The sequence below is a fragment of the Paraburkholderia unamae genome (assembly GCF_003268775.1).
GTDB classification, from domain to species: domain Bacteria; phylum Pseudomonadota; class Gammaproteobacteria; order Burkholderiales; family Burkholderiaceae; genus Paraburkholderia; species Paraburkholderia unamae.
This window is the reverse complement of the sequence record NZ_QLSU01000028.1, coordinates 21,712-35,009: the sequence shown is the minus strand read 5'-3', so window position 1 is coordinate 35,009 and position 13,298 is coordinate 21,712. Positions and strand designations below refer to the sequence as shown.

At 66.0% G+C, this 13,298-nt stretch carries 12 protein-coding genes; 4 read left to right on the top strand and 8 right to left on the bottom strand.

What is annotated here, in order from left to right; genetic code table 11:
* Positions 1-11 precede the first annotated feature (11 nt).
* Genes C7401_RS33550 through C7401_RS33540 form a run of 3 tightly spaced genes read right to left on the bottom strand, consistent with a single transcriptional unit; the run spans position 12 to position 3,099 of the window.
* Positions 12-1,166 carry a thiolase family protein gene (locus tag C7401_RS33550; RefSeq protein ID WP_112176081.1) on the bottom strand — a complete coding sequence of 385 codons (1,155 nt, stop codon included), beginning with the start codon at positions 1,164-1,166 and terminating at the stop codon, positions 12-14.
* Positions 1,163-1,954 carry an enoyl-CoA hydratase/isomerase family protein gene (locus tag C7401_RS33545; protein WP_112176079.1) on the bottom strand — a complete coding sequence of 264 codons (792 nt, stop codon included), beginning with the start codon at positions 1,952-1,954 and terminating at the stop codon, positions 1,163-1,165. The genes C7401_RS33550 and C7401_RS33545 overlap by 4 nt, the downstream gene beginning before the upstream one ends.
* Positions 1,951-3,099, bottom strand: a complete 1,149-nt coding sequence (locus tag C7401_RS33540; protein WP_112176069.1) for an acyl-CoA dehydrogenase family protein — start codon at positions 3,097-3,099, stop codon at positions 1,951-1,953. The genes C7401_RS33545 and C7401_RS33540 overlap by 4 nt, the downstream gene beginning before the upstream one ends.
* Before the next feature lie 252 nt (positions 3,100-3,351).
* Between C7401_RS33540 and C7401_RS33535 the strand changes: the two genes are divergently transcribed.
* Together C7401_RS33535 and C7401_RS33530 are read left to right on the top strand one after the other, a co-directional pair.
* Positions 3,352-5,454, top strand: coding sequence for an acetate--CoA ligase family protein (locus tag C7401_RS33535; protein WP_112176067.1), 2,103 nt, complete (start codon positions 3,352-3,354; stop codon positions 5,452-5,454).
* Positions 5,455-5,538: 84 nt separating this feature from the next.
* Positions 5,539-6,309 (top strand): IclR family transcriptional regulator, encoded by a 771-nt coding sequence (locus C7401_RS33530; RefSeq protein WP_112176065.1) that lies wholly within the window; start codon positions 5,539-5,541, stop codon positions 6,307-6,309.
* Positions 6,310-6,382: 73 nt separating this feature from the next.
* Here the strand turns inward: C7401_RS33530 and C7401_RS33525 are convergent, their stop codons facing one another.
* The 3 genes from C7401_RS33525 to C7401_RS33515 are packed head-to-tail and all read right to left on the bottom strand — an operon-like array spanning position 6,383 to position 9,960.
* Entirely contained in the window at positions 6,383-7,624 is a 1,242-nt protein-coding gene (locus C7401_RS33525) for a complex I 51 kDa subunit family protein (RefSeq protein ID WP_112176063.1), read from the bottom strand.
* 20 nt (positions 7,625-7,644) lie between these two features.
* Positions 7,645-9,306: an FAD-binding protein gene (locus tag C7401_RS33520; protein ID WP_112176061.1), complete on the bottom strand. Its 1,662-nt coding sequence runs from the start codon at positions 9,304-9,306 to the stop codon at positions 7,645-7,647.
* Positions 9,307-9,321: 15 nt separating this feature from the next.
* The gene (locus C7401_RS33515) at positions 9,322-9,960 is read right to left on the bottom strand and encodes a 2Fe-2S iron-sulfur cluster-binding protein (RefSeq protein ID WP_112176059.1); all 639 of its coding nucleotides are present in this window, start codon (positions 9,958-9,960) and stop codon (positions 9,322-9,324) included.
* A gap of 150 nt (positions 9,961-10,110) precedes the next feature.
* Between C7401_RS33515 and C7401_RS33510 the strand changes: the two genes are divergently transcribed.
* Together C7401_RS33510 and C7401_RS33505 are read left to right on the top strand one after the other, a co-directional pair.
* A complete protein-coding gene (locus C7401_RS33510) occupies positions 10,111-10,386 on the top strand; it encodes a hypothetical protein (protein WP_133254531.1) in 276 nt (91 codons plus the stop codon).
* Between the two features lie 66 nt (positions 10,387-10,452).
* Positions 10,453-11,688 carry a lanthionine synthetase C family protein gene (locus tag C7401_RS33505; RefSeq protein ID WP_112176055.1) on the top strand — a complete coding sequence of 412 codons (1,236 nt, stop codon included), beginning with the start codon at positions 10,453-10,455 and terminating at the stop codon, positions 11,686-11,688.
* Between the two features lie 40 nt (positions 11,689-11,728).
* Here C7401_RS33505 and C7401_RS33500 read toward each other — a convergent pair whose 3' ends face one another.
* On the bottom strand, positions 11,729-12,079 hold the full coding sequence (locus C7401_RS33500; protein WP_112176054.1) for a PilZ domain-containing protein: 351 nt from the start codon (positions 12,077-12,079) through the stop codon (positions 11,729-11,731).
* Positions 12,080-12,444: 365 nt separating this feature from the next.
* Complete coding sequence (locus C7401_RS33495; protein ID WP_112176052.1) at positions 12,445-13,248, bottom strand: CsgG/HfaB family protein; 804 nt, start codon at positions 13,246-13,248, stop codon at positions 12,445-12,447.
* Between the last annotated feature and the right edge of the window lie 50 nt (positions 13,249-13,298).

Here is a 13,298-nt window from a genome sequence, read left to right as displayed (position 1 = left end):
GACGATTCATTTCAGTTCACTCCGAGCACAAGGGAGCAATGCGCGGACAGGATGCCGCCATCGCCGTGTACGAAAGCCAGCTTCGCGTTGTCGACCTGGCGCGCCTGTGCCTCGCCCCGCAATTGATGCACGGCCTCGACCACATGAAACATGCCGCCGGCGGCGCCGGAGTGTCCGTACGAAAGCAGCCCTCCGTGGGTGTTGCAGGGCAAACGCCCGCCAAGCCCCAGTTCGCCCGCCGCGGCCGCGCGGCCCGCCTCTCCGCGCTCGAAAAAGCCTATCGATTCGAGTTCGACCAGCAAGGTGATCGTGAAGGAGTCGTAGATCGCGGCCACGTCGATATCGGCCGCGCTCACGCCCGCACGGGAAAACGCCGTGGCCGACGACGTCTTGCAGCCGAAGTCCGTGAGGCTCGGCGCCGCCACGATGTGCTCGTGCGTGTGGCCCTGGCCCGCGCCCGCGATCTCCACGGGGCGGCGCCGCGTGTCGGCCGCCGCGGCGCGGCTGCTCACCACGACTGCGGCCCCGCCGTCGGAAACGAGGCAACAATCGAGCATGCGCAGCGGCGAAGCGATCTCTTTCGAAGCGAGCACCTGCTCCACCGTGATGGGGTCGCGCTTGTGCGCCTTCGGATGACGCCCCGCATGTCGCCGGTGCTCCACGGCAATGGCCGCGAGTTGCTCCGAACGCACGTCGTACTCGTGCATATAGCGGCGCGCGACCAGCGCATACGACGCCGGCACGCTGATGCCGAAAGGGCGCTCGAACTGCGGATGCCCGACTTCCGCAAGCGCGGCGACGGCGCCGTCGCGCGACATACCGGTGAGCCGGTTGTCGCCCGTCACGACGAGCACGTGGTTGCATTGCCCGCTGGCAACGAGCGCCGCCGCCTGCATGACCATGATGCATGCGCTTGCGCCGCCCGCCTGAATGGCCGCGCAATACCCCGGATGAATGCCGAGATACTCACAGAAAACCGAAGCGAGCATCAAGTGGGGTTCGGTAAAGGAATAGGCGCACAGCACGCCGTCGATCTCGCCGATTTCAAGCCCGGCGTCGGCAATGGCGCCGAGTGCCGCTTCGGCGTGCAGGCTCATGCAGCTCGAACCCGGCAATTCGCCAACGGCTGTGTCGTATGCGCCGGTGATGAAGGCATGCATGCTCATAGCCCGGTGTCTCCCTGGAAGGCCAGCGGACGCTTGTTCAGAAAGTTCTCGACGGCTTGCGCGTGGTAGGGCGAATGCAGCGCGATGGCCTGTGCCGCCGACTCCAGCTCCGCAAGCGTGTCCTGGTCGAGATTGAACGAGCGATTGAGAATGTTCTTGGCCATGCCAAGCGCCTCGGTCGATGCGTGGTGATAGCGCTGCGCCATGGCCAGCGCGGCGCCCAAGAGAGCGTCCGGCTCGACAACGCTGTGCAGAATGCCGAGACGCATGGCTTCGTCCGCGCCGATTTCGCGCGCCGAAAAGACGATGTCCTTGGCCCGCTGCAATCCGACGATGCGCGGCAGCAGGAAGAAGCCGCCGAGATCCGGCACGAGCCCGATGCGGCCAAAGGCGGCGCAAAAGCGCGTGCGCGGCGTGCCGATGATGAAGTCGCAGGCGAGCGCGAGATTGAATCCCGCGCCGAATGCCGGCCCGTCCACGGCGGCGATCACGGGCTTCTCCAGATTGACCAGTTCGCGAAACCACGGATGCAGACGCCGTATGCGGTCGCGGTCGAGGTGGATGGGCCGCTTCGCCTCCGAGAGCGCGCGCAGATCGCCGCCCGCGCAGAACACGCCCGCGCTGCCGGTAATGACGAGAACCTTCACATCGCTGTCGTCGCGCGCCGCGAGCACCGCTTGCGCGAGCGCGGCGCGGACTTCGAGATCGAAGGCGTTGCGCCGTTCCGGCCGGTTCAGCCGGATGACCTGTGTGGCGCCATGGCGCTCCTGCAACACGAATTCGCTCATGGCTTGAACCCCAGGCTGCGAGCGATGATGTTGCGTTGAATCTCGCTCGTGCCCTCGCCGATGACATACACGAGCGCGTCGCGGTGAATGCGGCCAACGGGGTACTCGCGCATGATGCCCGCGCCGCCGTGAATGCGGATCGCCTGTTCGCTCACTTCGAGCGCCGTTTCGCTCGCAACGAGTTTCACGCGCGCGGCCATGGCGGAATCCAGCGTGCCCTGGTCCACGCGCCACGCGCCGTAGTACACGAGCCATCGCGCCGCTTCGATCTTCGCGGACATATCGGCGAGCTTGTGCGCGATCGCCTGGTAGTCGCCAATGCGCTTGTTCGCGACGATGCGATCGTTCGCGTAATCGAGCGCAGCGTCGAGAGCCGCGCGGGCCATGCCCAGCGCGTTGGCCGCGACGCCGACGCGGTTTTCACTGAGCGACTCCATGATCAACGGATAGGTGCCTTCGCGCGCGCCGAGCAGGCAGTCGTCCGGCACGAAGGCGTCTTCGATATGGATGAGCCCGGTTTCCGAAGCGCGAATCCCTTCCTTGCGCAGCTTCTGGATATCGAAGCCCGCGTTGGGCAATTCGACGATGAAGAGGCTGATGGCTTCCGGCGTGAGCTCGGCGCGCGTGCGGGCGGCCACGAGCAGGAAATCGGCATGCGGCGCGTTGGTGATGTAGACCTTGCTGCCGGTGAGCTTCCAGCCGCCCGCGACTTTCTCCGCCCGCGTTTTGAGTGCGCGCACGTTGGAGCCGCCGTCCGGCTCGCTCAACCCGAAGCCCGCGATCTTGTCGCCCGCGAGCGCGGGCTTGAAGAATCGCTCGCGCTGCTCGGGCGTGCCCGCCCGCCAGATCGGCCAGATACCCAGATGCGAGTGTGCCGACCACGCGGAAGCGAAACCCTGGCTCGTATAGCTCAGTTCCTCGCGCACGATGCAGTCGCTCACCTTGTCGAGGCCGCTGCCGCCATCGGCCTCGGGATAGCGCACGCCCAGCAGCCCAAGCTCGCCCCAGCGTTTGAAAATGTGGCGCGGGAACGCTTCCGTTTCCTCCGCCTGTTCGACCAGCGGCTTCAATTCCTCACGGCAGAACCGCCTGACGGTCTCGCGCACGGCCTCGTGTTCGGGCGAGAAGGTGAAGTCAAGACTCATTTTTCTGGCTGCTCCTGGTTGTTCGTCCATGCCGGGTTAGGGCTTGAAATTCTCTATTGCGAATATTGTTCTTTGATGAGAATATTATTCGAGACGATCGGCGATCGGTCAACCTCGTTGAATTGCTCGTTTACACCTAATTAACATTGAATCGATTCGTCGTGCACACTTGTAAACATTCTCTTTGGAGAATTCATATTCTTTTTCGAGAACAGCCAGAACAACCATTCTTAGAGACAGCAGGAGCGTTCGTTGACTGAGCACATCCCCCAGGCCGAGTCCCCCGCCAACCGGTTGGCGTCCATCCTTGAAGCGAGCAGCGTGGCCATCGTCGGCGCGTCGGCGGACCCCGCGAAAATCACCGGGCGACCGCTGGCGTATATGCTGGCCCGCGGCTATCAGGGCAAACTCTTCGCCGTCAATCCGGGGCGCGAGGAAGTCCAGGGATTGCGGGCGTACCCCTCGCTGCGCGCGATTGGCGAGCCCGTCGACCTCGCGATCGTCGGCACCGAAGCGGCGAAGGTCGAAGGCATCGTGGCGGAAGGCATTGCGGCGGGCGTGAAGGCGTTCGTCGTGTTCTCGTCGGGCTTCTCCGAAACCGGCGAGGAAGGCCGCGCGCTCCAGGCGCGTCTGCGCCAGCTTGCCCGCGAGAGCGGCGTCACGATCCTCGGGCCGAACTGCCTCGGCGCCGCGAACAGCGCCTCGGGCCTCATCGCCTCCTTCACGACGGCGCTGGAGGAAACGCCGCTTCGGCGCGGCACGTTTGGCTTCGTGAGCCAAAGCGGCGCGCTCGGCGCTTACTGGCTCGACATCGTTCTGCGCTCCGGACTGGGCTTCAGTCACTGGATCACGACCGGCAACGAATGCGACGTGGATGCCGCGGAAGCGATCGACTATCTCGTCGATCATCCGGATACCGAAGTAATCGGCGTGTATCTGGAAGACATCCGCGACACACTTCGATTCCGCCACGCCCTGCGACGCGCGGCGGCCGCCGGCAAACCCGTGATCGCGATGAAGTCCGGCCGGTCGAGCGCGGGCGCCGAAGCCGCCGCCTCGCATACCGGCGCGCTCGCGGGCGACGACTCGCTCTACGATGCATGCCTCAAACAATTCGGGGCCTTGCGCGTCAATTCGCTAACCGAACTGATCGATACGGCCCGGATCTTCCTGCATCACAGCGTGCCGGGCGGCAACCGGCTTGCCGTCATGTCCGTTTCCGGCGGCGCCGGCGTGCTCATCGCCGACGAAGCGGACGCCCACGGCATGACGCTTCCCGCCTTCGCGCCGCCGACTGCGGACGCGCTCGCCCCCATCCTCCCGTCGTTTGCGAAAGCGTCGAATCCGTTGGACCTGACCGGCAATGTCGTGCAGGACGCGGGCAGTCTCGCGCGCGCGTTGAGCGCCGTGGACGCCGATCCGGATGTCGACGCGACCATCGTCTTTATCGGCATGATGCATAGCATCGCCCCGACGCTCGCCGAGTCGCTGGCCGCGTTGCGCCGAACGCTGAAGCACCCGCTGATCGTGGTCTGGATGAGCGCGCGGGCGGACTCCGTCGCGGCGCTGGAGGCGGCGCATATCCCCGTGTTTGCGGATATTCCACAGGCGGTGCGCGCGCTCGCGTTGTCCGCCGCCGTGAGCGGGCTGCACCGATCGGCCGTTGCCGCCGGTGTGCCCGGCGCGCTTCACGCAAACCAGGCGCGCAAGACGCATGCCGTGACCGAATGGGACGGCAAGGCGCTGCTGCGCGGGCAAGACGCCGTATGCGTCCCGGCCGGCGTACTCGTGGAGCCCGATGGTCAAACGCCCGAACTCACCCTCTCGATGCCGGTCGCCGCCAAGCTGCAATCCACGCGCCTGCTGCACAAGAGCGATGCGGGCGGCGTCATTCTGGGCATTCGCGACGCCGGGCGGCTCGCGGAATCGATTCGTCTCTTGAAGGACATCGCCGCGAAGCAGGACATCCCGCTCCAGGGCGTGCTGATCGAACAGATGGTGCCGTTCGATCACGAGTTGATCCTGGGCTTGCGCCGCGACGCGCGCTTTGGCGCGACGCTCACGCTCGGGCGCGGCGGCGTGGAAGTGGAACTGGACGCCGACGTCGTCACGAGGCTGTTGCCGCTCTCGGCCGGGCAGGTCGAAGCCATGCTGCGCGGACTGCGTGCGAGCCGCCTGTTCGAAGGATTTCGCGGCCGCCCGTCCATGGCCGTCAAGGAGGTCGCGGCCCGCATCGCCGCGCTAGGCGAATGGTTCGCCAGTCTCACCGATGTCGAGGAGCTGGAGATCAACCCCCTGGCGGTGCGCGGCGGCGAAGTCTGGTGCCTCGACGCGCTCGTCACGCGCGCCGTGTGAGCCGTGTGAGCCGCTCGCCGGCCTTCGCGTGGCCGGCGACGATCATATTAAAATCAACCCATTGCACTCTTTGCACGAACTAGCATGGCGACAAATTCAGCGCCGGAGAAACTGGTAGGCGCCCTCTCCAGCGGTCTTGCTGTCCTGCGCTACCTCGCGGCGGCATCGACGCCCGTGGGGGTCACGCGGATCGCCCGCGATCTCGAACTCAACTCAAGCACCTGCTTCAACCTGCTCAAGACGCTGGTTCACGAACGCCTCGTGATTTTCGACGAAAGCGCCAAGACCTACGCGATCGGGCTGGGCCTCGTCGAGCTCGCGAAAGGCGCGCTCGAACAGGCCTCGTATGCCCGCCTCGTGCAACCGCATCTGGCCGAGATCGCCATGCGGCACCGGATCACGGCGACGCTGTGGCAACGCACGTCGGGCGAGCGCGTGGTGCTCGTCGCCAGCGCGGACAGCGCGGGCGCGATGCGCGTGCACATGAGCATCGGGCAACGCCTGCCGATGTATCTGGCGGCGTTGGGGCGCAGCATTGCCGCGGCCTCGGGACTCTCGGCGGCCGAATTGCGAAGCCGCTTCAGCGCCTTGCGCTGGGAAAACGCGCCGCCATTCGAAGCGTGGCTGGCCGATGTCGAAGAAGCGAAGATCAAGGGCTATGCCGTCGACGTGGACCGCTATGTGCGAGGCGTCACGACAGTCTCGGCCGCCATCCTGGACGGCGACCAAAGCCCGGTGATGGCGATGAGCGCCGTGGGTTTCAGCGGGCAATTCGACGCCGGCTCGATCGAAGCGCTTGGCGCGGACCTGCGCGCGCGCGCCGCTGAAATCTCCCGGGCGGTATCGGGCGTTTGACCGTGGTTTTGATCGATGACGGCGCGCGCGGCTTGCATGGCCGCACGCGCCGCCGCGCAACCGGTGCTTGCGTCTACGCGACCAACGCTTCGTACTCCTCGCGAAACCGGTTGAGCGAGCTTTCGACCACCGTCACCGCGCCGTCGATGAGACCGCAGCGACCGCTGCCGGGCAGAATGCGGCACAGGTTCTCCAGCGCGTCGAGATCGGCGCGCACGCCGCGCCCGGTGTCGAGCCGGTTGAGCAGGCGCATTAGCTGAAACGTTCCGCCTTTGCAGGGCGGACATTGCCCGCACGAGCCTTGGGCGAAGAAGCTCACGTACTCCGCGACCTTGCGCACAATGCTGGTGCCCTCCGAAACGACGATCATCGCGCCGGTTCCAAGCCGCGAGTGGCGTTGCCGGACCGAGTCGAAGTCCAGCGCGACATCGAGCTCGCGTTGGGTCAACAAGGTGTTGGAAGGGCCGCCCGTGAAAACCGCCTTGAATTTCTTGTCCTGTAGCATGGCGCCGCCGTACTGGAAGACGAGCGTCGCGAGGCTCGTGCCCATCGGCAGTTCGTACAGGCCAGGACGCAAGACGTCGCCCGAGAGCGAATAGAGTTTGGTGCCCGCCGCGTCGCCCACGCCCAGGTCCCGATACCACTGCGCGCCATGTCGCAGGATGCCCGGTACGTGAGCGAGCGTCTCGGTGTTGTTCACGATGGTCGGCGCGCCATGCACGCCCTGCTGCGCGGGGAACGGAGGTTTGCGGCGCGGAAACGGAAAGCCGCCCTCCACGCTCGCGATGACCGCCGTTTCCTCTCCGCCGATATACAGCCCCGAACTGGCAAGCACGCGCAGTTCGACCGTCCTGCCGATAGTCTGCTCGATCGCCGTGAAAAGCCGATGCGCCCGCCACTGCCGCGCCGCCTCGCGAGTCGCCGCGAGCGAGTGCTGCTGATGCGGGTTCACGTAAAGAATGACGTGGTTGGCGCGCGTCGCGAGCGCCGCGATGAGCGCGCCTTCAATCACCTGGTGCGGCGTATGCTCCAGCAGGAAGCGGTCCTTGAAGGTGCCGGGCTCGTCCTCGTTGCCGTTGCAGATGACGTACTTGTCGCCTTCGGGCGCGGCGGCCACAGGCGTCCATTTCTTGTGCGTGGGGAATCCCGCGCCGCCCATGCCGCGCAAGTCCGCCTGGGCGATTTCAGCGATGATCGCCGCCGGGTCTTGCAGCGCCTTCGCCAGTCCCTCGCCGCCACCGTGCGCGAGCCAGGCGTCGAGGTTCGCGCCGACGCGGATTTCGTCGCGCATGAGATTCTGGTTGAGCTCGTCCATTGGGCGCTCCGTGGATTGCATCAGCGGGGGCTTCCCACTCCGTGCGCGTGCTTGTCGGCGTGCTTGTCGGCATGCAGGCCGGCGTCGGCCCGCAGGTCGAAGTGCGCGTAGTCGGGGAAAAGCCGGGGCGCCTTCACGCTCAAGGGCAATCCCGCGAGCGTGAGTTCACGCTGCCACGCGTGAACGTGACCGATGCCCGCGCGGCTCGCCATGACGCGCGCCTTCGCTTGCGCCGCGCTCGCGCCCACCCGCCGCCCCATGCTCAGGATGTCGAGCAAGGCGTTGCCCATCAGCCGGTTGCGCCCGTGTATGCCGCCCGTCACCTCGCCCGCGCAGTACAGGCCGGGCACGTTGGTCGCCCCGTCCTTGCCGATCGCGACGCCGCCGTTCTGGTAGTGCAGCGTGGGATACACGAGAAACGCCTCGCGCGCCGGATCGATACCGCACTTGCGCGCGAGATGGCGCAGCGTCACCAGCCGTTGCGCCAGGATGCCGGGGTTTTCCATTTCGAGCGTCGGGGTGTCGAGGAAGACGCCGATCCGCCCGTCGCGCATGATGGCGCGCCCTTGCGCGCATTCGCGCAGGATGGCCGACGCCACCACGTCGCGAGGCGCGAGTTCGTCGACGAAGCGCTCGCCTTCGCCGTTGAGCAATCGGGCGCCCGCGGAACGCGCGGCTTCGGAGATCAATCCGCCCGCCAGATGGTGCGGCCAGGCAACGCCGGTCGGGTGGTACTGGAACGAGTCGAGCTCGCGCAGCCGCGCGCCGCTGCGATAGGCCAGCACCAGACCGTCGGCGGTCGCGCCGTAATGGTTGGAGGTGGGAAAGGCGTTGAGATGCAGGCGCCCCGCGCCACCCGTGGCAAGAACCACGGCACGCGCGCGCACCAGCACGAAGGCGCGCCATTCGAGGTTGTAGAGCACGGCGCCCGCGCAGCCGCCGTGCTCGTCCGTCAATAGCTCGACCACGGGGCAGCGGTTCCATACGTCGATGCCGGGATCGAGATCGACGGCCTCGCGCAGCACGCGCATCATCTCCAGCCCGGTGTAGTCCCGATAGGAAAGAATGCGCGCCGCCGACGCGCCGCCGGCCCTCTTGCGCGCGAGGTCGCCGCCGATCGGCCGGTCGCCCTCCAGATCGAACATCATGCCGAGCCGGATCAGCCAGCGGATCACATCGGGGCCGTCCATCACCATTTGCGCGACGAGCTCCGGGTCGCTGCGGAAATGGCCGGCGCGCAATGTGTCCTCGAAGTGCAGCTGCGGACTGTCGTCCTCGCCCACGGCCGCCTGGATGCCGCCTTCGGCCATCACCGTGTTGCTGTCGCCAAGGCGCAGCTTGTTCGCGAGCATGACCTGCGCGCCCTGCTTCGCCGCGGTGAGCGCCGCGGCGCACCCGGCGCCGCCGCCGCCGATCACGAGCACGTCGGTCGCGACCAGTTGCGCGCCCGCCAGGTCCACGTCGTCGATCAGCGCGTTGGCCTGCAACTGGCGCGCGAGATCGGGCTGGCACGGCTCGCCGCGATTCGCGCCCACGGCCAGCGGCACGCGCGCGTTGGGGCCGTGGTCGGGGTGATAGCCCTTCAGGAGTGCATCGACGGATTGGGTGTCGGCGCGCAACGCGGGTGCGCCGCCGGGACGGTAATGCTGCCGCGCGTTGTCGTAGGGAATCGCGTTCGCCATGATCTCGCGCTCCGCTTAGCGTGGCGGCCGCGCGGCCGGTGCATCGAAATCGATGGTCATCTCGCCGCTTTCGATCTGTTGCAGCCGCCGGATGAGATTGGCCGGGCGCTGCGAGTGGGCCGCGATCATCCGTCTGACGAAGAGGCCCAGGTGATTGGGCCGGATGTGTTCGGGGCAAGCGAGCGTGCAGAGATTGCACATCACGCATTCGTCGAATACCTGGCTCGCCGCGTCGAGGCGGCCCTCCACGGCGAGGTTCACGCCGCGCTGGACCTCCAGGCCCTTCGGGCAGGCGCGGTCGCAACCGCTACAGTGGCGGCAGTGGGACGCCTCGGGAAAGATTTCGGCCATGGTGCGCAGCGCCTGCCAGCTATCGCCGAGGTCCTCCATGCGATACACGTGCCGCGCGGCCGTGGTCAGGTAGTCGAGGAAGGCGACCTGCATGCCGTCTTCCACCAGCGTCTCGCACGCGAGCACGGTTTTCACGTCCTGCTCGCCGCTGCGCCGGACCATGACGCGGCAGGAACCGCACACGCCCTGCCCCATGCACCCCACGCCTTCCACCAGCGTCTGCCCGGCATGCACGAAGGCTTGCAGGATCGAGCAGTGGGCCGGCGCCTCCAGCTCGCGCCCTTCAATGCTTAGGCTAACCATCTTCGGTCTCCTTGCGCGGCACTCGCGCCACGCACGTGAACCTGCGGAAAACGGCTCGTCAACCATAGCACAATGAGGCTCGCCGTTCGCCGGGGCGCGCGATGCGATGCGCGTGCATAATTGCCCCTCGCTGTAACTTCGGTGAACGTCGTGAAGCGCTGGTTGATTCGCTGTGCATCGGTAATCGCTGGACTCGTGATTCTCGCGACGGCATCCGGTAATGGCTACGAGGCCTATGACCGGCATCAGGCTCAAAAGGCCTTTCCAGCGCCGGAAGAAGTGGTCGATATCGGCGGGCGCGGCATTCAACTTGATTGCCGGGGCGCGGGCTCACCCACGGTCGTGTTCGCATTCGAGCGGCCGGACACCGTGATCGATGCCGTGCTATCCGTCGTCGACGCGGTCCGCGCGGGCGATCAACACTGAACGGCCGGTAATACGCGAGCGAATCGCAAATCGATTCGTTACCCTAACTTTTAACGACAATCGACCATGCTCTTCGACCCCGCGCGCCACGAACCCCTTGACCCCGCCGCCTGGGACGCAGCACGCGCCCAGGCAACGATCGCGCGCATCGTCGACGACACGCGCGCCGCGTTCACACCCGAGTGGCTATGGCCCTCGCATCCGCTCGACCTCGAAAGCGACGGCGGCGTCGCGCCTGCGCTCACGCCGCTTTATTTCGGCGCAGCGGGTGTGGTCTGGGCGCTTCACTACCTCGATGCCCTCGGCGCCATCCAGGCACCGGCCACGCAAACCGCCTGGCTCGACCACATCGAGCCGATCCGCGTTCACAACCAAGCGTGGCTCGCCAGGGTGGGCATCCATGCCGATGCGTCGTACCTCATCGGCGAGTTGCCCATGCTCATGCTGCACCATGCGCAAGCGCCCACGCCGGCACTCGAAGCGCGGCTCGCCGGGCTGATCGCCGGCAATATCGATCATCCCGCGCGCGAGCTGATGTGGGGCGCGCCTGGCACCTTGCTGGCCGCCTGTTTCCTGTTCGAGCAAACGCAAAACGAGCGCTGGGCAGCGTTGTTTCGCGAGACGGCGGCGCATTTGTGGAGCCAGTTGCAGTGGTCCGACGAGCACGCGTGTCACTTCTGGACCCAGGATCTGTATGGCCAACGCTCCACGTATCTCGACGGCGTGCACGGCTTCGTCGCGACCGCTTCGCCGTTGATTCGCGGGCGGCACCTGCTCGACGCGGCGCACTGGTCGCGCTGGCAGGAGGCGATCGCAAACACCGTGCGCAAAACGGCGACCTGGGAAGACGGCAAAGTCAATTGGCGCGCCCAGCTCCACTCGAAGCCCGCTTCGAACGACGGCCTGCTGATGCAGTTCTGTCATGGCGCGCCGGGCTTCGTCACCTGTCTTGCCCGATTTCCGGACGCGACGCTCGACGATCTCCTGATCGCGGCGGGCGCGGCCATCTGGGAAGCCGGTCCGCTCGTCAAAGGCGCGTCGCTCTGCCATGGCACGGCGGGCAATGGCTACGCGTTCCTCGCGCTGTACGGGCGCACCCGCGACCCGATCTGGCTGGAGCGGGCCCGCGCGTTTGCGATGCACAGCATGCGCCAGTGCGAAGCGCATGCCGCAGAGTACGGGCGGCTGCGCTACTCGCTATGGACCGGCGATCCGGGTTTGGCCATCTATCTGGCGGACTGTTTGCGCGGCGAGGCAGCGTTTCCGACGCTCGACGTCTTTTATCCGCCTCGCGCCAGCTAGCATTCGCGGCGCTGCGGTCCATCGCGCGCTCAGCGCACGGCTAGGGCGCCGCCTTCGCGATGAGGGACTGGAGCCGTGCCTTCGAGCGCGGATCCATCGGATGCAATTCGCACCCCACGCGGCTCCATCCTCTTTCGCGATCCTCCGCGACCCAGCGAACATCGAGCGCAACGGCGAGGACGATTTCGTCTTCGTCGTCGATCGGCGGCGACTGCAACCATCCCGAGACCGTTTCGCCACGAGACAGCAAGCCGTTCCTCACATGCAGGAGCGCGCCGTGCGAGCTCAGGTCCGCGACCTGCGCGAGCGCCCTGCCGTCCTTGTTCAACAACAGCGGGGCGAACAACATTGGCGTGCGCACTTCCCGACGCAAATCCAATCCACTATTCATACGCGTGACACCCGTTTTTTCGACATTTCGTTTTTATGGTGCACCGGTCCTTTCCGCGAACTTCGCCGAAGCGCTACGCCTGTTTCGGTGAAGTGGAACAAGCTTGGGGGAGAGGCATGGTGTGGCGCTGGGATTGTAACGTGATTGCGAAAAATCAAGTGATTGCCAATCGGTAATGACGTTATGGCAATATCGGCGGCCCGTATATCGGGCGAATACGGGCGAATGGGAGAAAACGATTGAACCGGGCGCGTGGCCCTATATCGGGGCAACTCGCGCAATGGCGGCGCGCATTGGCGCAGCGACAGCCAAACGTTATCGCGCCCGGTAACGCGAGGGTTTTCCGGGCGCTTTCGAAAGTGCGCTTAGTTGGCCACCTTCAACTGACCGCCGTTGCCAAGGCCGCCCTTCACCTGCTGGGCCTTGTATTCACGCACGGAATCCACGAGGTTGTTCAGCGAATCGGTAAACGCCGCGACGATCACCTTACCCTCCGGCGTGTCGGCGTAGCCACCGATTGCGCCCGTGGTGTGGGTGCTCATCAGGCTGCCGATCGCACCGATATCCATGTCGCGCGCGGAACCCGTCGCCGCCGCAAGCTGAACGGACGAGCGGTTGTCGACGAGCGTGAGCACCGTGGAAGCCGATTTCGTGTTGACGTTGCCCGCCACCTGCGCGGCGACGCCGCCGACCACGGGCACCAACGCCAGCAGGCCGCCAATGCTGCCCGCGTTCTGGTTCGAGAACGTGATGGTCGGCGTCATGGTGTAGTCGGCCAGCACGACTTGCCCCTTCTTGATGCGATTGCTCTTGCGGGCTTCGCCCGAATTGCTCAGCGCGCGCTCGGTCATGGCCTGATTCAGCGCGCGGCCCCGGTCCACCACGACGAAGCAGTTCGACTGCTGGACGAGCATTTTCAGCACCGGCACCGTACTGCCGAGCTGGTACTGGCCCGTGAGGATGTTGTACCAGGGCGCTGCCGTGTCTTCCTCGACGGCGATGGTGCCGAGCGGCGCGGCGCAACGATGCATCGCATCGGCCGTGGGAGCGTGCGTGCCCGCAACGGCGGTGCTGTCGGGGCTGCTGTTACCGCCACCCAGTTGCATGTTCGAGCACGCGGCAAGCGTGATGAGAGAAAGCACCCCGACGCTTTTAGAAGCGTATTTCATTATGGTCCTGTCTGGTCAGATTGATTTTTATCGTTTGCGCATTTTCATGG